Source organism: Arthrobacter sp. LjRoot14 (assembly GCF_964253905.1).
GTDB lineage: Bacteria > Actinomycetota > Actinomycetes > Actinomycetales > Micrococcaceae > Arthrobacter.
Genome location: NZ_CAXURL020000001.1, coordinates 3,877,733 through 3,896,737 on the forward strand (window position 1 = coordinate 3,877,733; position 19,005 = coordinate 3,896,737).

The window sequence follows — 19,005 nt, forward strand, 5'->3', positions numbered from 1 at the left end:
CTACGGGCAGCCGCAGGACTGCCTGATGCGCAGTCGGGTGGGGAACAGCCTATGTTCGGGCGGGCTTCCCTTCGTTTCACCCACCAGGGCACTGACGGCGGCTTCCGCCATGGCGCGGACCGGCTGCTCCACTGTGGTCAGTGCGGGCCAGCTGAATTCCGCCTCGGCGGACCCGTCGAAGGACGTCAGCGCCATATCCTGCGGAACGGAGACGCCGGCCTCATGCAGGGCCCTGAGGATTCCGATGGCCTGCATGTCGGAGCTCGCAAACACCGCGGTCGGATGGCTGGCAGATGCCACCAGGCGCTGCCCCGCCGCGTAGCCACCCTCCCGGGTGAATTCACCGCGGACAATGGGGCCTTCCGGCAGGCCGGCCGCAGCCAGCGCCTGAAGCCAGCCCTGTTCACGTCCGTCGACCTCGTTGGAGACGTTGGTGCCCATGGCCAGCGCGATGTTCTTGTGGCCGTGCCAGATCAGGTGCTCCACACCGATCTTGGCGCCGGCGGCAAGATCCACGCCCACGCTGTTGAAACCGGGGGAATCCCCGCTGTGATTGAGCAATACCGAGGGGATCTCGGCCGACTCAAGTTCCGCGAGGTCCGGTTCAAACAGCACACTGGCCAGCACCACGCCATCCACCTGGCGGGCGGCCAAGTTGCGGATGTTCCGCCGTTCCTTCGTTACATTGCCGTCCGAGTTCGTTAGAACCAGCGCAAATCCCCGGTCAGCGGCGGCGTCTTCCACCGCGTGCGCCAGCAAGGAGAAGAAAGGGTTGCTGTTGTCCGGAATGATCAGGCCGATGGTTTCGCTGGAACCGAGTTTCAGCGCACGTGCCGCGGCGTTGGGACGGTAGCCCAGGACGCGGATGGCGTCCTGGACCTTCGCCTCGGTGGCCGGCGCAACCCGCTTGGGTCCGCCGTTGACAACGTAACTGACCACCGCAGTGCTCACACCCGCATAGCGGGCAACATCCTTGCGGGTTACCGGGCCTCGGGGCGGATGCGTTGCGGGAATGGTCATGGAGTACATGCTAGCTATGCACGCTGCGGAGCGTCGCCAAAATCGCGGATCGGCAGGCGTTCGCCGTTCTGCTGGGCCGAGGCATGCGCCACGATTCCGGGAAGCGTGAAGCGCGCGGCAACCCAGGCGTTGACGGGCGGAAGCGTCCCTTCGTTGACCGCCGTCACGAAGTCGTCCACCAGGAACTGGTGGCTTCCTTCGTGGCCGTTCGGGGCGCCGCGGAATTCCTCCGGCAGGCGTCCGCGGTCGTGCACAGGTGCAAGTCCGGAGATGAAGGCGTCCCGCAGTTCCGGGGCGACGTCGGCCAGCGACGGGTCGTCCAGCGGGATGCTGGGCCGGGTTTCCACCTGTTCGGAGATGTCGTGGACGTTTTCCTTGTCCTGCCACACCGTCACCTTGGCAAGCTGCTCAAAGCTCGCCTCAGTGCCGAAGAAGCGGAACCGTGATTCGCGGATGTGAGACGGATACCCCACGCGGCGCATTTCGTTGGTGCGCATGGCGCCGCCGTCGTTCAGTTCAAAGAGTGCCGTGGCGTTGGAGAAGTCGTTGCCGAACATGCTCACGTCCTTGTCGAAGACACCGTCATTGCGGTCGTCCCGGACTCCGATGCAGCTGACGCTGACTGCGTGGGATGGAATCGCCCCCAGGACGCCGCCGATGGCGTGGGTGGGGTACAGCATGGGCGGGTAGCTCGCCGTCGACTTCCACGATTCCCCGCCACTGTACTGGTAGGCGTCGTAGAAGCCCAGGTCCATGTCGTGGACATAGTCGCCTTCGCTGTAGAAGATCCGGCCGAATTTGCCGGCCGCGTGCTGGTTGCGGGCGTACACGGTGGCGGGGTTGTAGTAGCTGGTCTCGCCCATCGCATAGACAAGCCCGGTTTCCTTCACCGCCGCGATGATGCGTTCGATCTCTTCTTCCGAAACCGCCATCGGAACAGCGGAGTAGACATGCTTTCCGGCGCGCAGCGCCTGTTCCACCAGGGGACCGTGGGTCCAGCGCTGCGTGAAGATGGCGACTGCATCGACGTCGGACTCCAGCAGCTCCTCGAAGCTCCCCTTGGTGCCGTCAAGCCCCCAGCGCTCAAGCGCTGCGGCGGCGCGTTCCGGGCGTTCGTCGACGACGTAGACCTCGCTGACTCCCGGGTGGAGCTTGAAGAGGTGGGCGAAATGGCCGCCGAACTGTCCGACGCCGACGACTCCGATTGAAAACGTCATTGTTTACCTTTCCCTGATTGGCCCGCGATACCGGGCACGACTGGCCCCTGCGGGCTTACTGCGAGTCTTCCACCGGAATCTACTCGAGTCAACGAATTTCCGGCGACATCGGAAATCCTCCCGATTCATGGGAAGAAATACTTGCCACCTCGAATCTACTCGTGTAGATTCATCCTCAGTTGTAATCCACATCACAGTCAGGAAAGGGTCGAAGATGACCACCCTTACCAAGCACGAGAGTTCTGCAAAGCTCCGGGCCGGAGCGCCAACGCCGCGAGGCGGCCTCCGCCGGTTCGGTGACCTCAAGATCGCCCTCTTCTTCATTGCCCCGGCGATGATCGGGTTCGTCCTCTTCTACGTTGTGCCCACGTTCCGCGGTATCTACTTGAGCTTCACGGAGTACAACATCCTCGGTGACCCGGAATGGGTCGGCTTCGACAATTACGCAGCGATTGCCAAGGATGCCCTGTTCTGGAATTCCTTGGCCGTCACAGGGCAGTACGTCCTCATCAATATCGTGCTCCAGACGGCCCTGGCACTCGGCCTGGCACTGCTGATGGACAGGGTGGCTAAATCCACCCTTGTGCGAGGGGCCCTGCTGCTTCCCTACCTGATGTCAAACGTGATCGCCGCCCTGCTCTGGTTCTGGATGCTGGACTACCAGATCGGCGTGGTGAACCAGTTCATCGAATGGAGCGGCCTTCCCCGCGTCGCGTTCTTCGGCAGTGAGGAGTGGGCAATCCCCACCCAGGCCCTGATCAACACCTGGCGGCACATGGGCTACACCGCACTGCTCATCTTTGCCGGCCTCCAGGCCATCCCGCAGCACCTTTATGAAGTGGCCAACCTTGACGGCGCTTCTCCGTTCCAGACGTTCCGCAAGGTGACCATGCCGTTGCTGCGCCCGGTCCTGGTTCTGGTACTCGTGGTGACGGTGATCGGCTCTTTCCAGGTCTTCGACACCGTGGCCGTGACCACCCAGGGCGGACCGGTCAACGCCACCCGCGTCATCCAGTACTACATCTACCAGCGCGCCTTCACTGAGTCGGACTTCGGCTACGGGTCCGCCATCGCCGTCATTCTCTTCCTCATCCTCGCCCTCGTTGCCTTCATTCAGATGAAGTTCCTCCGGGGCAACGAGTCGGACCTGGACTAAGGAGCCCCGCATGACCACCACCACCAGCCGCGCACCGAAGCCGGCCACCACCCGCCGTCGCCGTCCCTTCAACACCCGCCGCGCAGGCGCCTGGGCCCTGCTGGCCCTGGCCATCGCGGTCTCAGTGGTCCCGTTCCTCTGGGTGCTCCGCACGGCACTGTCCACCAACGGGTCACTGGCCTCCCAATCGGCCAGCCTCCTTCCGGCGGACTTCACGCTGGGTGCCTTCATGCGCGTGTTCGGGCTGCAGAGCCCGGCCGACGCCGTCGCCGAAGGCGGTTCCGGCGCAGCCATCGACTTCTGGCTGTACCTGCGCAACTCGATCATCTTCTCCTCCATCACCACCGCCGGAGCCGTGTTCTTCAGCGCGATGGCCGCCTACGCCTTTGCCCGCCTGCGCTGGAAGGGCCGGAACGCCGTATTCAGCCTGTTCCTGGGCACCATGCTGGTCCCGCCAATCTTCACCGCACTGCCCAACTTCCTGCTGATCAAGAACCTGGACCTGCTCAACACAATGCTCGGCATGGTCCTGCCATACGTGTTCATGACCCCCTTCGCGATCTTCTTCCTCCGTCAGTTCTTCCTGAACATGTCGCGCGAAGTGGAAGAGGCGGCCATGCTCGACGGCGCCAAGCACCTGCGCATCTTCTTCCAGATCGTTCTCCCGAATGCCGCCGCACCCCTGGCCACTCTGGCCCTGCTGACCTTCATCGGGCAGTGGAACGAGTACTTCTGGCCCCTGCTGGTCGGTTCCCAGGATGATGTCCGCGTCCTGCAGGTAGGGCTCGGCGTCTTCAAGTCGCAATCCCCGCAGGGAGCGCCGGACTGGTCCGGCCTCATGGCCGCAACCCTGGTGTCTGCCTTGCCCGTACTGATCCTCTTCGCCGCCTTCGGCAAGAAAATCGTCAACTCCATCGGATTCTCCGGAATCAAGTAACCCCCGGCTTCTCACCACCACCCCGACTCCCCATCCCATCCCGAACGGAAAGAAAACAATGAAGAAATCCCTCGGCACCGTCGCCGTCGCCGCAGCCATCGCGCTCTCACTCTCCGCCTGTGGCGGCGGCTCAGGATCCTCAGCAGAATCGGCCAAGGGCGAGCTCAGCTACTGGCTCTGGGACGCCAACCAGCTTCCCGCCTACCAGCAGTGCGCTGATGACTTCCAGAAGGCCAACCCGGACATCAAGGTCAAGATCACCCAGCGCGGCTGGGACGATTACTGGAGCACGCTCACGAACGGGTTCGTTGGCGGCACGGCTCCCGACGTCTTCACCAACCACCTGGGCCGCTACGGCGAGCTCGCCGCGAACAAGCAGCTGCTCCCCATTGACGACGCCGTCAAGAAGGACAACGTGGACCTGTCCGCCTACAACGAGGGACTCGCGGACCTCTGGGTGGGCCAAGACGGCAAGCGCTACGGCCTGCCGAAGGACTGGGACACCATCGGGTTGTTCTACAACAAGGCCATGCTTTCCAAGGCCGGCGTCTCTGAAGAAGAGATGAAGAACCTCACCTGGAACCCGCAGGACGGCGGCACGTACGAGAAGGTCATTGCCCACCTGACCGTTGACAAGAACGGCAAGCGCGGGGACGAAGCGGGCTTCGACAAGAACAATGTGGATGTCTACGGCCTTGGACTCAACGGCGGCGGCGACTCCTCAGGCCAGACTGAGTGGAGCTACCTCACCAACACCACCGGCTGGTCACACACGGACAAGAACCCGTGGGGAACGCACTACAACTATGACGACCCCAAGTTCCAGTCCTCAATCGACTGGTTCGCCGGGCTGGTTGACAAGGGCTACATGCCCAAGCTCGAAACCACTGTTGGTGCGGCCATGGCCGACACCTTCGCCGCAGGCAAGTCAGCCATCAACGCCCACGGCTCATGGATGATCGGCCAGTACACCGGGTACAAGGGTGTTGAGGTGGGCATCGCTCCCACCCCCGTGGGTCCGGAAGGCAAGCGGGCCTCGATGTTCAACGGCCTGGCCGACTCGATCTGGGCCGGCACCAAGAAGAAGGACGCCGCCATCAAGTGGGTGGAGTACCTTGCCTCGGCACCTTGCCAGGACGTCGTCGCATCCAAGGCTGTAGTGTTCCCGGCCCTCAAGGCCTCTTCCGAAAAAGCTGCGGAAGCATTCAAGGCCAAGGGTGTAGATGTCACCGCCTTCACCGAGCACGTCAAGAACGGAACTACTTTCCTCTACCCCATCACTGACAATACTGCCAAGGTCAAGGGCATCATGGAGCCTGCCATGGACGCTGTGGTATCCGGCAAAAAGCCTGCCAGCTCCTTGACCGAAGCCAACAACCAGGTGAACGATCTCTTCAAGTAGATCGCACCTGTAGTGGCTGCGTAAGTGGTCGCAGCCACGGCCCCGGTGCCGCCGCTTCATCCTCGCGGAGCGGCGGCACCCGGGGCGCTCCACCCCGCACGTACTGACAAACACACCATACGAACCCCGCCGGCAGCGTCACCGGACGCCCGCCACAACGAAAGAGAACCCCCATGGATCCCCTGCACCTCCGCTCCGCCGGCACCAGCCTGGTGATCAGCTTCGACAGCGGGGAGGCCGAGGTCATTCACTGGGGCGCCGATCTGGGCGCTTCACTGCCCGATCTGGCCATCCTCGGCGAAGCGATCCCGCCGTCCGCCGTCGATACCGCCGTCCCCGCCGGGCTGCTTCCGCAGGCATCCTCCAGCTGGCGTGGACGCCCGGCCCTCCGGGGGCACCGGATCGCCGACGGCGTGCCCGGCTACGACTTTTCCGTCCGCCTCCGCGTCACGGACGTCAAGACCGGAGGAAGTTCAGCTGTGGTTGTCCAGTCTGATCCCGATGCCGGCATCTCCGTTGAATCCGCGCTGGAACTGCACGACGGCGGGCTGCTGGAAATGCGCCACACCGTCACCAACACCGGCACGTCGCCTTTTCAGCTCGACGAACTGGCCACCGTGCTGCCGGTGGCTCCCGACGCCGTCGAACTCCTTGACCTGACCGGACGGTGGTGCCGTGAACGCCACCCCCAGCGCCGCGCCATCCAGCAGGGCACTTGGGTGCGGACCGGCCGGCACGGCCGCACCGGACACGACTCCTCCCTGCTGCTGGCCGCCGGCACGGCAGGCTTCGGCAACCGCCACGGCAAGGTCTGGGCCACCCACCTGGCCTGGAGCGGAAACCATGAGCAGTTCGCGGACAGCATCGGGGACGGACGGACCGTCATCGGAGGGTCCGAGCTGCTGGGTCCCGCCGAAGTGGTCCTCCAGGCGAACGGCAGCTACACCACCCCCGCTCTCTTCGCGGCCTACTCGGACCGTGGCCTGGACGGCATCAGCGAAGCTTTCTACAGCTGGTTCAGGAGCCGCCCGCACCACGTGCTGCCTGCGCCGTCAGCCGTTTCAGGAGCAGGCACTGCGGGCACCGGCAAGGCCCGGCCTGTGGTGCTGAACGTCTGGGAAGCCGTCTACTTCGACCACGATCTCGGCACGCTGGTCGAACTGGCCGATTCCGCGGCGGACCTGGGCGTGGAGCGCTTCGTGCTCGACGACGGGTGGTTCCGCGGCCGCCGGCACGACCAGGCAGGCCTGGGCGACTGGTACGTGGACGAAGGCCTCTGGCCGGACGGCCTCACGCCCCTGATCGACGCCGTCACCTCCCGCGGCATGGAATTCGGCCTCTGGGTGGAGCCCGAAATGATCAACCTGGACTCGGACACCGCGCGCGCCCATCCGGAGTGGATCGTCGGGCCCGCCCCACGGTCCCACAAGGACGGCGGCCGGCTGCCGTTGACCTGGCGCCACCAGCACGTCATCGACCTGGTCAACCCCGAGGCCTGGCAGTACGTCTTCGACCGGATCGACGCCCTGTTGCGCGAAAACAACATCAGCTACCTGAAGTGGGACCAGAACCGGGACCTCACCGAGCACGGCCACGCCGGGCGCGCCTCCGTCCACGAACAGACCCTGGCCGCCTACCGCCTCTTCGACGAGCTCAGGAAAGCCCATCCCGGCCTCGAGATCGAGAGCTGCTCTTCCGGCGGGGCACGCGTGGACCTGGGCATCCTGGAACGCACGGACCGGATCTGGGCTTCGGACTGCAACGATGCCCTGGAACGCCAGACCATCCAGCGCTGGACCGGACTGGTGGTGCCGCCGGAACTGGTCGGAGGACACATCGGTCCCACCACGTCCCACACCACGGGCCGCACGCACGACGTTTCGTTCCGCGCCATCACGGCCTTGTTCGGACACTTCGGCCTCGAATGGGACGTCCGCCAGGTCCACGGCGCGGAGCGCGAAGAACTCAAGCGTTTCATCGGGCTCTACAAGGCGCACCGCGGACTGATCCACTCGGGCCGGATGGTCCGGGCGGATGTTGCCGACGATTCGCTGATGCTGCACGGCGTCGTTTCCCACGGTAGCCCCGCAACCGGGGACACGGCGGCACTGTTCGCTCTGGTCAGCACCAGGACCTCGCTCGCGGAGCAGCCGGGCCGCATCACCATTCCGGGACTGGACCAGGACCGCAGCTACCGCGTGGAGGCCATCTTCCCGACGCCCGGCGATGCCGACTACGCGCACAACTACACCCAGGCGCAGCCCCCCGCATGGCTGACCGAGGGTGCAGAAGCCAGCGGCCGGTTCCTGTCCGAGGTGGGCCTGCCCATGCCCGTCCTCAACCCGGAGCATGCACTGCTGCTCAGCTTCACTGCCGTGTAGCCTCAACGCCGTGTAGTTTCACCGCGTCCCAAAGAGCCTGCCGGCCGGGTACCAACCCGGCCGGCAGGCTCTTGGCTTTCCGAGACCGCTTAGCGGGCGTCGGCGAGGACCACTTCGTAGGTGCTGGCCCCGGGAACGCCGAACTTCGCATTGACCACGGCGAGCGTATCGCCGAACAGGGCTGCCGTCGTCGGGACCTGGAAGTCAGGGCTGGTGATCACGTCCCTGACCTCGAAGGAATCCAGCCGGGAGTCCAGCCGGACACGGCTCACCTGGTTGAGCATGTTCTGCACGGCCCAGAGGGTGTTCCCCTTCACCACGATCCCGTCCACGAAGGGCAGGCCGGCACCGGTGATGTCGGCGCTGGAACCGGAGTCCGGGTCCACCGTGTACAGGGCCTCGTTGGCGGTGTGGGCCACGATCAGGGTCCGGCCGCCCCGGACGGCCGCAATGCCGTTCAGGTTGAAGTCGGCCGGGGTGGCCGCGGCCGGTCCGGTCAGTTCGAGCGTGCTGGCCTCGCCCGGCGTGCCGTGGCGGTCCACCGGGACGAAGTACAGCTCACCCTTGCGCGAGTTGGTGAACCAGGCGCCGTCTGGGGTCACTGCGACGTCATTGATAAACGCCGGTTCCGTGGTCAGCTGATAGGTGGCCACTGTCTTTCGGGTGTCAGTGTCATAGACGTAGGCCTGGCCGGTGGCGCCGCCGGCCACGAAGAGCAGGCCGTTCTCCACGTCCACCTTCATGCCGACCGCCATCCGGCCGTCGGGCACGTCAATGTAAAGCCTGGCGGTTCCCCTGCGGATGTCACCGCGGAAAATATCCCCCTTGAGCAGGTCCCCGGCGAAGAAGCTGGTGCCCTCCCCCTCGGCTATGCCCTCGGCCGACGACGCGCCCGGGAGCTCAATGACTTTGTCGTGGCCGTTTGACGGCGGGGCGGCGGACGCCACAGGCGCCGGCGCTAAGAGTGCTGCGAGGGCAACAAGTCCCACGGCGGCACGGCGAATTGCGTTTCCTGAATCCACATTTTTGCAGCGCATGATGACGCTCTCTCCAGATCGGGCTTTCCGCGCGAGCTGACCGGTACGGGAGCTCCGCACGATGGTCCTTCAAGTCTAGGCACCCCCGCTAAGGGTGGCCAGAGTCGCGGGAAACGGCGGTCGCGGGCCGCCGGCTGCCCCGCCCCGGCGTGCCAAGATGAACCATGACCGATTCGTGTGAAGTCCTGGTGGTCGGTGCCGGGCTCGCGGGGCTCCAGTGTGCCCGCGAACTGCAGGCCGCCGGGCGTGACGTGCAGGTGTGGGAAGCAGCCGACGACGTCGGAGGCCGGATCCGCACGGAACAGGTGGACGGTTTCCTGGTGGACCGCGGGTTCCAGGTGCTGAATCCCGCCTACCCGGCCGTCCGGCGCTGGGTGGACGTGGGCGCGCTGGAACTGCAGCCCTTCGGCGCCGGCCTCGGCGTCCGGCGCGATGACGGTTTCGCCGTGCTCGCCCACCCGCTGCGCGAACCCCGGCTGATCGCCCGGACGGTTGGCAGCGGCATCGCCAAGCCACGTGATGCGGCTGCCTTCCTCCGCTGGGCGGCTCCGGCATTTGTCCGATCCTGGGGGCAGTACGACGACGGCGGAAGCCGCGCCCGCAGGGCGTCGCACCGGAGGGTCCGGGCGGGACGTCACGCTGCACCGGGCGCTGGATGACGCCCGCCTTTCCGGCGAACTCCGCCGGGTGGTTGAACAGTTTTTCGCGGGGGTGCTCCTGGAAGACGACGGCAGCACCTCCAATGACTTCGCCCTGCTCCTGCTGCGCACCTTCGCGCTGGGTGTGCCGGGGCTGCCGCGGCTGGGCATGCAGGCGCTGCCCAGGCAGCTGGCGGCTTCCCTCGCCGTCCCGGTGCGCACCCGGACCACGGTGGAGTCCATCCGGCGCGAGGGCGGTTCCATGCTGGTCCGTGCCCCCGGAGCGGAGCTCCGCGCAGAGCAGGTGGTGCTGGCCACCGATCCGGTCAGTGCCGGAAGCCTGGCGCCGGGAAACGACGACGCCGGTGCGCCGGGCCGCGGTGCGGCAGCCGGCAGGGCGGGGCGCGGCGGCGCCCCGGCCATGAAGGGGGTGCTGACGCACTGGTTTGCGGCCAGCGAGCCACCGTCGCGGCTCAACATGCTCTGCGTCGATGCCCGGGAACCTCGCGGCGGTCCCTTGGTCAATACCGCCGTCGTATCCAACGCCGCGCCCGGATACGCACCCGCGGGCAGGCACCTGGTGCAGACCTCGGCACTGTTCGGCCCGGGACGGCCGGTGCCCGGCGACGACGAGGTCCGCAATCACGCCGCTGGGATCTACGGCGAGGATGCTACGCATTGGGAACTGGTGGCCAGGCACGAAGTTCCACAGGCCTTGCCCGTCCAGCCGCCGCCGTTGGGATCACCGCACCCGGCGGAGGCCTCGCCGGGCCTCTTTCTTTGCGGCGACTACCGCGCCACCGCGTCCATCCAGGGTGCCCTCGAAAGCGGCCACCGCGCGGCGCAGGCCATTCTGCGCCCGGATTTCGGGTAGCTGGCATGCAGTTTTCCGTGTCGCGGCACATGGCGGCGTCCACGGCGGACGTGTGGGGGCTGTTCACTGACGTCGGGCGCTGGCCGGATTGGGGGCCTTCCATAACGGGTGCCGAACTCGACTCGCCCGGCCTCCAAGCCGGCAGCACAGGCCGGGTGCGGACTCGACTCGGCCTAAGGCTGCCGTTCACGGTGACGGAATTCGACGCGGGCCGGTCCTGGGCCTGGGCCGTGGCCGGTATCCGGGCCACCGGGCACCTCGTGGTTCCGGAGGGGGACGGCTGCCGGGCCACGTTCACTGTCCCATGGTGGGCGCCGGCCTACCTGCCGGTCTGCGCAGTGGCACTGCGCAGGATCGCCAGAATCACCGAATAGGCACAACAGCTGCGCAGCTGCGGTGGCTCGTAAAGAACGGCGCACGCCGCCCGCAACGCGATAGATTGGCTGACATGACTGAAGCCTCCCCCGCCACCGACGCCGGCCGCGGCACCATCCTGGTCCTCAACGGACCCAACCTGAACCTGCTGGGAACGCGGGAACCGGAGAAGTACGGCACGGCCACGCTGGCCGACGTCGAACAGCTCGCCAAGGATGCCGCCGCAACGTACGGCCTCGAGGTTGAGTGCTTCCAGTCCAACCACGAGGGCGCACTGGTTGACGCTATTCACGCAGCCCGGGGCAAGGCCATCGGCATCGTCCTCAACGCCGGTGCGTACACGCACACTTCCGTGGCCATCAGGGACGCCATCTCCGCGGTGCAGCTGCCGGCCGTGGAGGTCCACATCACCAACGTCCACGCCCGCGAGGAATTCCGGCACCACTCGTACCTTTCGGACATCAGCAAGGCCGTGATTGCCGGCGCCGGCGTGATGGGCTACCGGTTCGCCGTCGAATACCTCGCAGAACTGAACGCCGGCAAGGCCTGACCATGGGGACGGCGGATTGGTACCGGAACTTCGGGACTTTCGATGCGCCGTCTTCCTCGCCCTGCTACGCCGAATGGTCAGTGGGAATCGCCGACGATCCCGAGCTGATCCGCTGCATCGAGCAGTGGCCGCACAACAAGCGCCAGCCTTTGCTGATCCTCGCTGCCGCCCGCTTCCTCGGGGCTGGAATCACCCCGTACCGCGCGTTCCGGGAGTTCGTGGTCGCTAACTGGGAGGAGGTTTCCCGGATTGTGCTCTCCCGCGCCACGCAGACCAACGAGGCCGGCCGCTGCGCCACGCTGCTGCCCTCCCTCGCGGGCATCGCCGCTGCCTCGGGCCGTCCGTTGGCCCTGATCGAGGTGGGCGCCTCCGCAGGGCTGGCGCTGTACCCGGACAAATACGCCTACGAGTACCACCGCGGGGCGTCTGTCACGCGGCTGGACCCGCAGCCGGACACCGCCCGGTCCCCGGCGGACGGGCCGCCGGTCTTGCACTGCACGGTGCAGGGTGCCGTTCCGGTTCCTTCCCGGCTGCCCGAGGTGGTGTGGCGGGCCGGAATCGACCTGAACCCCCTGGACATCAACAACCCCGACGACGTCGCCTGGCTTGAAGCCCTCATTTGGCCGGAGCAGGACTTCCGCCGCGAGCGGCTGCGCCGGGCGATTGCCATCGCGCGCCAGGATCCGCCCCTCCTGGTGACCGGCGATCTCAACGAGCAGCTGGTGGCGCTGGCAGGACAGGCGCCGCCGGACGCAACCCTGGTGGTGTTCCACAGCGCGGTGATGGCCTACCTTAACGCCTCACAGCGGGAAACCTTCCGGGCCACCATCGGCGCTCTTGCGGCAGAGCGGGGCTGCCACTGGCTGTCCAACGAGGGCCACACGGTCGTTGCCCAGGCCGACGGCTCGGTGGTGGTGCCGGAAATGGATGACGCCCGCCTGCAGGGCCGCTTCCTCCTCCTCCAGGACGGCGTTCCCGTGGCCATCGCCGGCCCGCACGGCCAAAGCCTGGAGTGGCTCTAAGTCCCGGTGCCCGTTTACTTCTGGATGCACTGCCCGGATGAGACGGGGCTGCTCAGCCCAGCGGCCTGGGCGGCCACCGGACCGAGGTCATCCATGGTGATGGCAAAGCCCAAATCGGCATCCGAGGTTGCCTTCGCGAAGATCACACCGGCCACCTGGCCTTCGGTAGTCAAGAGCGGGCCGCCGGAGTTGCCCGGCTGGACATCGCCGGCAAGCCGGTAAACATCCTCGGGTGCCGCATTGCTGCCGTAGATGTCCGGAACAAGGACGGTGGCGATGTCCTGCACCGTTGCCGGTTTGGACTGGAACGGACCGCCGTGCGGGTAGCCTGCGAAAGCGGCCGGGCTGCCGGCCGGAAGGTCCGCACTCAGCTGCAGCGGGGACGAAGGCAGGCCGTCCACGGCGAGGACCGCCAGGTCATGCTGGCTGTCGAAGTAGACCACCCGGCCGGGCATGGCTCCCCCGCCGGGAATCTCCACCACGGGCTGCGACACGCCCGCCACCACATGGGCGTTGGTCACAACGCGCCCCGGCGACACCACAAAGCCGCTTCCGGTCTGGTTCTGGCCGCACTGGTAGGCAGTGCCAGCAATTTTCAGGACGGATTCCGCTGCCCGGTTCAGGGCCGGCGTGTCCGTGCTGGCGTTGGGAATGGCCACCTGCTGGCCTTGTCCGAGTCCCTCGATGAGCGTGGGGATGCCGTCACCGATCACGGTGGAGCGCAGCTGCGCCACGGCCGTTTTTACCGGCACGGGCGTGAGGCCGTCGATGAACCGGATGACCTTGGACTCGGCCAGCTGCTGGGACACGAACGGGACGCCCAGTGCGCTGATGCTGAAGGACAGCATGGACATGACCAGTGCTGCCACCACCACGTTGACGCCTCCACCCACCAGCCGGTCCATTGCCCGCAGGGGCTGGATCCGCACGGCACTGCGGATTTTGCGGCCGATCATGGTTCCCAGCGCGTGCCCCAGGACAATCAGCACGACGGCGGCGGCCACGATGGCGGTGAGCCGCCACCCGCTGTCCTCCACCAGGTTGCTGACGACGGGCACCGAAACGAACGCGGCCACGGCACCGACGATAAACCCGGCAATGCCGCCAAGGGTCACCAGGAAGCCATTGCGCAGGCCGTAGATCAGGTACGACAGCAGCACCAGGATCAACGCCAGGTCCAGGATGGTCAAGCCGAACACACGGGCTCCTCACAAAACAGGTAAGCCCTAATTCTAGGGGCGGACCCTGACAGTTTGCCGACCGGGGCCGGACGCCGCAGCAAACGGCAATTTGCCCGCCAAACCCCGTTCCCGCCGTCGGAAACTGCCGCGTAGGGGCCCCGCAAGGGCCTTATCGGCGCCGTTTCAGGCGTTTCGCGTGCCAAGTACGTCACAGAACCTTCAAAATTCTGAAACAATGGCTGAAGCGCCCCAGCCGACACATTTACTCAGGAGATTTCATGGACATCGAGGTATTGCGCCGCGCACCCCTATTCGCCACGCTCGACGACGAGGCATTCCGCCTGCTCACGGACGAGCTCACGGAGGTGGACCTCTCACGCGGAGCCTCGGTTTTCCGCGAAGGCGACCAGGGTGATCAGCTCTACTTCATCGTCTCCGGCAAGGTGAAGCTGGGCCGCACGTCCCCGGACGGACGCGAGTCCCTGCTGGCCATCCTCGGCCCGGGCGAGCTCTTCGGCGAAATGGCCCTCTTCGATCCGAGCCCCCGCACGGCCACGGCAACTGCCGTCTCGGAGACCCGCCTCGCCGGCCTGAAGAACGAGAGCCTCAACGCACTCCTGCGCACCCGCCCCGAGGTATCGGCCCAGCTCCTGCAGGCCTTGGCCCGCCGCCTGCGCCGCACCAACGATTCCCTATCCGACCTGGTATTCTCCGACGTCCCGGGCCGCGTGGCCAAGGCGCTGCTGGACCTGGCCGACCGCTTCGGCCGCCCGGCAACCGACGGCGTCCTGGTGGCCCACGAGCTCACGCAGGAAGAACTGGCCCAGCTGGTGGGCGCCTCACGCGAAACCGTGAACAAGGCCCTGGCCGAGTTCGTGCAGCGAGGCTGGCTCCGCCTGGAAGCCCGCGCCGTCGTCATCCTGGACATGCAGCGCCTCCGCCAGCGCTCCCGCTAGTCACTTTCACTAGGTGAGGCCCTAGGGCGACATCCTCCGCGTGCTGCTCCTTCGTCGCTTTGACGCACGCTTCCGGATGCCCGCCTCAGGGCCTCCCTTGCGTCCCGGCCACGTTCAGGGTTCGAAGACACGGCAGGAACTGCGAGAGGGTTTCGAAAAAGGCGACAGGAACTGCGAGAGCGTCCAAGAAAACCGTGCGGCGGTCCTTCGCGTAGGAACGCATCGCGGCGAACCGAACCACGGCGATGCGGCTGACAGACTTAGCGCTCGCGCTGAGGCTCTCCTGCCACGGTTTTGGCGGCTTCGACTTCGAGCATCAGCTTGCCGTCTTCGTCGACGAGCTTCGGCTGGTACACGTGCGGCTTGCGCTTATAGCTCAGGTAGGCGATGCAGCCGTTGGCGGCCGCCATCTTCTCGAGCATGATTTCGGAGCCGGGGACCAGCAGTTGGCCGAGTTTCAGGCCCACCGTGTTTTCCTGGCCCACTTCGTCACCCAGGGCAGTGGTGTCACGTTCGGCGATAACCTTGCTGGCGCACACCCACCGGCCCCACACGCCCTTGCTTCCCAGCAGGGTGGGCTGCTGGTTCACGGGCACGGTGGCGGCAAAGTAGCGGGTGTTGAAGCGGCGGTGGGCGAAGTCGGGGCTGAGCCAGTTGACCAGCGGTTTCAGCAGATCCGTGCGGATCGACAATCCGCGCTTGGCCAGCACGTCCGTAAAGGATTTCTCCTGTTCGGCGACGGCAATCCTGGCGCGCATCCATTCGGGCGTGGAGGTGGCTTCCACCGTGGTGGAGAAGTCCGGGCCGGCGAGCAGGACGCCGGTTTCTTCAAAGAGTTCGCGGATGGCACCCACCACGTGGCGGCGCGCCAGACCGACGTCGGCCGTTCCCATCTGGTCCGCCCAATGCTGCGGCGTGGGGCCCAGCCAGCCGACGGCGTCGTCGTCGGACGCCTCCAGCGAACCGCCGGGAAAGGCGAGGACGCCGAGCGGAGACGAACCCGGCCGGTAGCCCAGCCAGGTTTCGAGCCCTGTGGGAGAGTCCCTCAGCAGGACAACGGAGGACGCGTAGCGTGCGGCGCGCGGTGTCCGCTCGCCATGTTCGAGCCAGCTTTGTGCTGCCCCCTCAAGATCGGGAGGCAGCACAAACAGGCGACGGGCTAACTGGGGCAAGGGAAGTGACCGGCCTTAGCTAAATTCGGCGATCAGTTCGACTTCGACCGGCGAGTCCAGCGGAAGCACCGACACGCCGACGGCGGACCGTGCATGCTGGCCGGCGTCGCCGAGGACCTTGCCCAGGAGTTCGGACGCGCCGTTGATGACTCCCGGCTGCCCGGTAAAGGTGGGATCGGAGGAAACGAAGCCCACCACCTTGACGATCCTGGTGATGCGGTCGAGGTCGCCGATCACGCTCTTGACCGCGGCCAGGGCATTGACGGCGCAGACAGCAGCGAAGCGCTTGGCGTCCTCGGGAGAAACCGTGGGTTCGTCAGCGTAGCCCTCGGTGCCCGTGGACACCTTGCCGGTAGCTTCGAGTTTGCCGTTAATAAAGGGCAGCTGGCCGGACGTATAAACATGGTTCCCGGAGATGACGGCCGGAACATAGGCAGCCACCGGGGCCGCAACGTCCGGAAGGGCCAGTCCCAGCTCCGCCAGACGCTGTTCGACGGCGGAAACCGGTGCTCCGGTTTCCGCTCCGGAGGCCGGATTTTCGGCGTGGGCCGGGGATTCCGGCGCCGTGCCCGCAGGGCTTGTCATAACTACTGCTTCTCCCTCTTGAGGTAGGCAACGAGGCCGTTGCCGTCAGGACCGGTGACTACCTGGACGAGCTCCCAGCCGTCCTCTCCCCACTGGTCCAGAATCTGCTTCGTGGCGTGAATAATGAGCGGAATCGTGGCGTACTCCCATTTGGTCATGAGCTAAAGACTAGTCCTTGCCGGTAAAGTGGAAAACATGGCGACTGGTAAGAACCCTTTATTCGACACGGCCACCACCCTCGGAAAGATCCTTGCTTTCCTTGGCGTGAGCGCGATTTGTGGTGTCCTGGTGGCAGGCCTGCTGGTCCCTGCGGCGGCTGTTTCCGGCAGCACCGCGAGCGGCTCCATCGAGTTCTTCGACACGCTCCCGGCGGAGCTGCAGGTGGATCCGCCGAGCCAGTCCACCAAGATCCTCGCCTCCGACGGCAGCCTGATCGCCAACCTCTACGCTGAAAACCGCACACGCGTTGCACTGGACCAGATGTCGCCATTCATCAAGGACGCAGTGATCGCCATTGAGGACAGCCGCTTCTATGAGCACGGCGGTGTGGACACCACGGGCATCATGCGTGCACTGGTCAGCACGGCCCGCGGCAACAAGCAGGGCGCGTCCACCATCACGCAGCAGTACGTGAACAACGTCATCAATGCCTCGCTGGAAGCTGAAGGCAATACCGAGGACATCAAGCTCAACGGCGTCAACAAGGGCGTAGGCGACAAGCTCCGCGAAATGAAGCTGGCCATCGCACTGGAAAAGAAGTTCACCAAGGAACAGATCCTCGAGGGCTACCTCAACATCGTGTTCTTCAACCGGGACGCCTACGGCATTGAGGCGGCCTCCAAGTTCTTCTTCAGCACCACCGCCAAGGACCTCACCCTGCCGCAGGCCGCCCTGCTGGCCGGCGTGGTGAACAGCCCGTCGTTCTATGACCCCATCAACAACCCCGAGAACGCGAAGAACCGCCGCGACCAGGTGCTCAAGGCGATGTACACGCAGGGCAAGATCAACCAGCCCGACTACGAAGCAGCGGTAGCCACCCCGGTGGAAACCAAGGTCACCCCGGCCCGCCAGGGTTGTGCCTATGCTTCCACGGCCCCCTACTTCTGTGATTACGTCCTGCACCTGCTGCTGAACGATCCGGCCTATGGCGCCGATGCCACGGAACGCGAGCGGAAGATCTTCCGCGGCGGCCTGACCATCACCACCACCCTTGACCCCAAGGCCCAGAACGCGGCGCAGGCCCAAGTGGACGCGTCAGCCGGAGCCAACCCGGACAAATGGGGTGCTGCGGTGGTTTCGGTCCAGCCGAACACCGGCAAGATCACCAACATGGCGCAGAACACCGTGTGGTTCGCCGGGGACGGCAAATTCGACAGCCAGCTCAACTTCAGCGTTGACCAGTATGACGCCAACGGCAACGACCTCAACGGACTCGGCGGTGCACAGCCCGGTTCAACCATGAAGCCGTTCACGTTTGCCGAGTGGCTCAACGAGGGCAATTCGATGAACACGATCCTGAACGGAGCGGTTCGTCGGTATCCACAGAACTTCCCCTGGAAGAACACCTGCGAGACCCCGACGGTTGGCTGGTACGACAGCACCAACGGCGAGTCCACGGACCTGCAGAATGCCGAGCCGAACTACTACAAGTCAATGACGGTCCTCGACGGCCTGGCCAACTCGATCAACACCATGACGTTTGCCACCGCCGCCAGGGTGGATCTGTGCGGAATCCAGAAGATCGTGGACGCCGTGGGCCTGCACGAAGGCCTTCCGCAGAGGGACGGCGACGGTAAGATCACCAACCCGACGCCGCCCATCACCATGACGACCCTGGGTAACCTCCTTGGTTCCAGGCAGACGTCGCCGCTGGCCATGGCGAGCGCCTTCGCCACTTTCGCTAATGACGGCAAGTACTGTGCCCCGATTGCCATCACGTCGGTCACGGACCAGACCGGAGCCCAGCTGCCGGCCCAGTCCACGAATTGCCGTGATGCCCTCAAGCCGGAGGTCGCCCGCGGCGTGAACTACGCCCTCCAGGAAGTCCTCAACCGTGGCTCCGGCTCATTGATCCAGCCCCGGATTTCCACGAAGACCAACTTCCCCATCGCAGCCAAGACCGGTACCTCCAACAACAACGGCTCAACGTGGGTGGTGGGACACACCACCGGCCTGGCCACCGCGGCCTGGTTCGGTGACGCCCTCGGAACGCAGCAGCGCGCGGGCCAGAACGTGACTGTCAACGGCAAGTTCTACACCGGAATCGACGGTTACATGATCGCCGGACCGATGTTCTCGAACTTCATGTCCCAGGTAGCGCCCGCGTACGGTACCAACCCGTTCACGGCCCCGCCGTCGAACATGGTCAATGGAGCGCCCACGCGGCAGACCACCCCGACGACGCAGAGCAGTGCGCCAGCACCGGCGCCGGCTCCCACCACCGGAGCTCCGGCTCCGGCACCCAGCAACAAGGACAACGGCAAGGGCAACGGGTAGCGCACC

18 protein-coding genes are annotated in these 19,005 nt (G+C 65.7%); 11 read left to right on the forward strand and 7 right to left on the reverse strand.

The annotated features are described in order from the left end of the window. Positions 1–1,020 carry a LacI family DNA-binding transcriptional regulator gene (locus ACSQ12_RS17565; RefSeq protein ID WP_374100806.1) on the reverse strand — a complete coding sequence of 340 codons (1,020 nt, stop codon included), beginning with the start codon at positions 1,018–1,020 and terminating at the stop codon, positions 1–3. A gap of 14 nt (positions 1,021–1,034) precedes the next feature. Then, on the reverse strand, positions 1,035–2,237 hold the full coding sequence (locus ACSQ12_RS17570; protein ID WP_436066270.1) for a Gfo/Idh/MocA family protein: 1,203 nt from the start codon (positions 2,235–2,237) through the stop codon (positions 1,035–1,037). Between the two features lie 214 nt (positions 2,238–2,451). Between ACSQ12_RS17570 and ACSQ12_RS17575 the strand changes: the two genes are divergently transcribed. From ACSQ12_RS17575 to ACSQ12_RS17590, 4 genes are all read left to right on the forward strand, one after another. Next, a complete protein-coding gene (locus ACSQ12_RS17575) occupies positions 2,452–3,393 on the forward strand; it encodes a carbohydrate ABC transporter permease (protein WP_436066271.1) in 942 nt (313 codons plus the stop codon). Positions 3,394–3,403: 10 nt separating this feature from the next. Continuing rightward, positions 3,404–4,330 carry a carbohydrate ABC transporter permease gene (locus ACSQ12_RS17580; protein WP_011693211.1) on the forward strand — a complete coding sequence of 309 codons (927 nt, stop codon included), beginning with the start codon at positions 3,404–3,406 and terminating at the stop codon, positions 4,328–4,330. A 58-nt stretch (positions 4,331–4,388) separates the two neighbouring features. Next, a complete protein-coding gene (locus tag ACSQ12_RS17585; protein WP_209742515.1) occupies positions 4,389–5,732 on the forward strand; it encodes an ABC transporter substrate-binding protein in 1,344 nt (447 codons plus the stop codon). Positions 5,733–5,905: 173 nt separating this feature from the next. Next, positions 5,906–8,113, forward strand: coding sequence for an alpha-galactosidase (locus ACSQ12_RS17590; protein WP_436066272.1), 2,208 nt, complete (start codon positions 5,906–5,908; stop codon positions 8,111–8,113). Positions 8,114–8,202: 89 nt separating this feature from the next. Here the strand turns inward: ACSQ12_RS17590 and ACSQ12_RS17595 are convergent, their stop codons facing one another. Then, the gene (locus ACSQ12_RS17595; RefSeq protein ID WP_209742513.1) at positions 8,203–9,150 is read right to left on the reverse strand and encodes an SMP-30/gluconolactonase/LRE family protein; all 948 of its coding nucleotides are present in this window, start codon (positions 9,148–9,150) and stop codon (positions 8,203–8,205) included. Between the two features lie 164 nt (positions 9,151–9,314). On the opposite strand from ACSQ12_RS17595, the gene ACSQ12_RS17600 reads away from it, so the two are divergent. From ACSQ12_RS17600 to ACSQ12_RS17620, 5 genes are all read left to right on the forward strand, one after another. Continuing rightward, positions 9,315–9,809, forward strand: coding sequence for an FAD-dependent oxidoreductase (locus tag ACSQ12_RS17600; protein ID WP_436066273.1), 495 nt, complete (start codon positions 9,315–9,317; stop codon positions 9,807–9,809). Between the two features lie 28 nt (positions 9,810–9,837). Then, positions 9,838–10,662, forward strand: coding sequence for an FAD-dependent oxidoreductase (locus ACSQ12_RS17605; RefSeq protein WP_436066274.1), 825 nt, complete (start codon positions 9,838–9,840; stop codon positions 10,660–10,662). Positions 10,663–10,667: 5 nt separating this feature from the next. Next, on the forward strand, positions 10,668–11,036 hold the full coding sequence (locus tag ACSQ12_RS17610; RefSeq protein ID WP_436066275.1) for an SRPBCC family protein: 369 nt from the start codon (positions 10,668–10,670) through the stop codon (positions 11,034–11,036). A gap of 74 nt (positions 11,037–11,110) precedes the next feature. Further along, positions 11,111–11,587 (forward strand): type II 3-dehydroquinate dehydratase, encoded by a 477-nt coding sequence (aroQ, locus tag ACSQ12_RS17615; protein ID WP_209742510.1) that lies wholly within the window; start codon positions 11,111–11,113, stop codon positions 11,585–11,587. Positions 11,588–11,589: 2 nt separating this feature from the next. After that, positions 11,590–12,609 (forward strand): DUF2332 domain-containing protein, encoded by a 1,020-nt coding sequence (locus ACSQ12_RS17620; RefSeq protein ID WP_436066276.1) that lies wholly within the window; start codon positions 11,590–11,592, stop codon positions 12,607–12,609. A gap of 14 nt (positions 12,610–12,623) precedes the next feature. Here the strand turns inward: ACSQ12_RS17620 and ACSQ12_RS17625 are convergent, their stop codons facing one another. Next, positions 12,624–13,808, reverse strand: coding sequence for a MarP family serine protease (locus ACSQ12_RS17625; RefSeq protein WP_209742508.1), 1,185 nt, complete (start codon positions 13,806–13,808; stop codon positions 12,624–12,626). A 260-nt stretch (positions 13,809–14,068) separates the two neighbouring features. Between ACSQ12_RS17625 and ACSQ12_RS17630 the strand changes: the two genes are divergently transcribed. After that, on the forward strand, positions 14,069–14,746 hold the full coding sequence (locus tag ACSQ12_RS17630; protein ID WP_011693220.1) for a Crp/Fnr family transcriptional regulator: 678 nt from the start codon (positions 14,069–14,071) through the stop codon (positions 14,744–14,746). 260 nt (positions 14,747–15,006) lie between these two features. Here the strand turns inward: ACSQ12_RS17630 and ACSQ12_RS17635 are convergent, their stop codons facing one another. From ACSQ12_RS17635 to ACSQ12_RS17645, 3 genes are read right to left on the reverse strand one after another with little or no spacing between them, the layout of a single operon-like run. Further along, a complete protein-coding gene (locus ACSQ12_RS17635; RefSeq protein WP_209742507.1) occupies positions 15,007–15,918 on the reverse strand; it encodes an NUDIX hydrolase in 912 nt (303 codons plus the stop codon). Between the two features lie 15 nt (positions 15,919–15,933). Further along, positions 15,934–16,503 carry a RidA family protein gene (locus tag ACSQ12_RS17640; protein ID WP_209742506.1) on the reverse strand — a complete coding sequence of 190 codons (570 nt, stop codon included), beginning with the start codon at positions 16,501–16,503 and terminating at the stop codon, positions 15,934–15,936. 2 nt (positions 16,504–16,505) lie between these two features. Further along, the gene (locus ACSQ12_RS17645; protein ID WP_011693223.1) at positions 16,506–16,661 is read right to left on the reverse strand and encodes a DUF4177 domain-containing protein; all 156 of its coding nucleotides are present in this window, start codon (positions 16,659–16,661) and stop codon (positions 16,506–16,508) included. 37 nt (positions 16,662–16,698) lie between these two features. Here ACSQ12_RS17645 and ACSQ12_RS17650 point away from each other — a divergent pair, with 37 nt between their 5' ends. Then, positions 16,699–18,999 (forward strand): transglycosylase domain-containing protein, encoded by a 2,301-nt coding sequence (locus ACSQ12_RS17650; RefSeq protein ID WP_209742505.1) that lies wholly within the window; start codon positions 16,699–16,701, stop codon positions 18,997–18,999. Positions 19,000–19,005: the final 6 nt, after the last annotated feature.

Bases quoted from the DNA above. Each gene is read 5' to 3' on its own strand.
- ACSQ12_RS17580 (WP_011693211.1), top strand. From the start codon at position 3,404: ATGACCACCACCACCAGCCGCGCACCGAAGCCGGCCACCACCCGCCGT.
- ACSQ12_RS17585 (WP_209742515.1), top strand. From the start codon at position 4,389: ATGAAGAAATCCCTCGGCACCGTCGCCGTCGCCGCAGCCATCGCGCTC.
- ACSQ12_RS17645 (WP_011693223.1), bottom strand. From the start codon at position 16,661: ATGACCAAATGGGAGTACGCCACGATTCCGCTCATTATTCACGCCACG.
- ACSQ12_RS17565 (WP_374100806.1), bottom strand. From the start codon at position 1,020: ATGACCATTCCCGCAACGCATCCGCCCCGAGGCCCGGTAACCCGCAAG.
- ACSQ12_RS17595 (WP_209742513.1), bottom strand. From the start codon at position 9,150: ATGCGCTGCAAAAATGTGGATTCAGGAAACGCAATTCGCCGTGCCGCC.
- ACSQ12_RS17650 (WP_209742505.1), top strand. From the start codon at position 16,699: ATGGCGACTGGTAAGAACCCTTTATTCGACACGGCCACCACCCTCGGA.
- ACSQ12_RS17610 (WP_436066275.1), top strand. From the start codon at position 10,668: ATGCAGTTTTCCGTGTCGCGGCACATGGCGGCGTCCACGGCGGACGTG.
- ACSQ12_RS17570 (WP_436066270.1), bottom strand. From the start codon at position 2,237: ATGACGTTTTCAATCGGAGTCGTCGGCGTCGGACAGTTCGGCGGCCAT.
- aroQ (WP_209742510.1), top strand. From the start codon at position 11,111: ATGACTGAAGCCTCCCCCGCCACCGACGCCGGCCGCGGCACCATCCTG.
- ACSQ12_RS17590 (WP_436066272.1), top strand. From the start codon at position 5,906: ATGGATCCCCTGCACCTCCGCTCCGCCGGCACCAGCCTGGTGATCAGC.
- ACSQ12_RS17630 (WP_011693220.1), top strand. From the start codon at position 14,069: ATGGACATCGAGGTATTGCGCCGCGCACCCCTATTCGCCACGCTCGAC.
- ACSQ12_RS17575 (WP_436066271.1), top strand. From the start codon at position 2,452: ATGACCACCCTTACCAAGCACGAGAGTTCTGCAAAGCTCCGGGCCGGA.
- ACSQ12_RS17640 (WP_209742506.1), bottom strand. From the start codon at position 16,503: ATGACAAGCCCTGCGGGCACGGCGCCGGAATCCCCGGCCCACGCCGAA.
- ACSQ12_RS17620 (WP_436066276.1), top strand. From the start codon at position 11,590: ATGGGGACGGCGGATTGGTACCGGAACTTCGGGACTTTCGATGCGCCG.
- ACSQ12_RS17600 (WP_436066273.1), top strand. From the start codon at position 9,315: ATGACCGATTCGTGTGAAGTCCTGGTGGTCGGTGCCGGGCTCGCGGGG.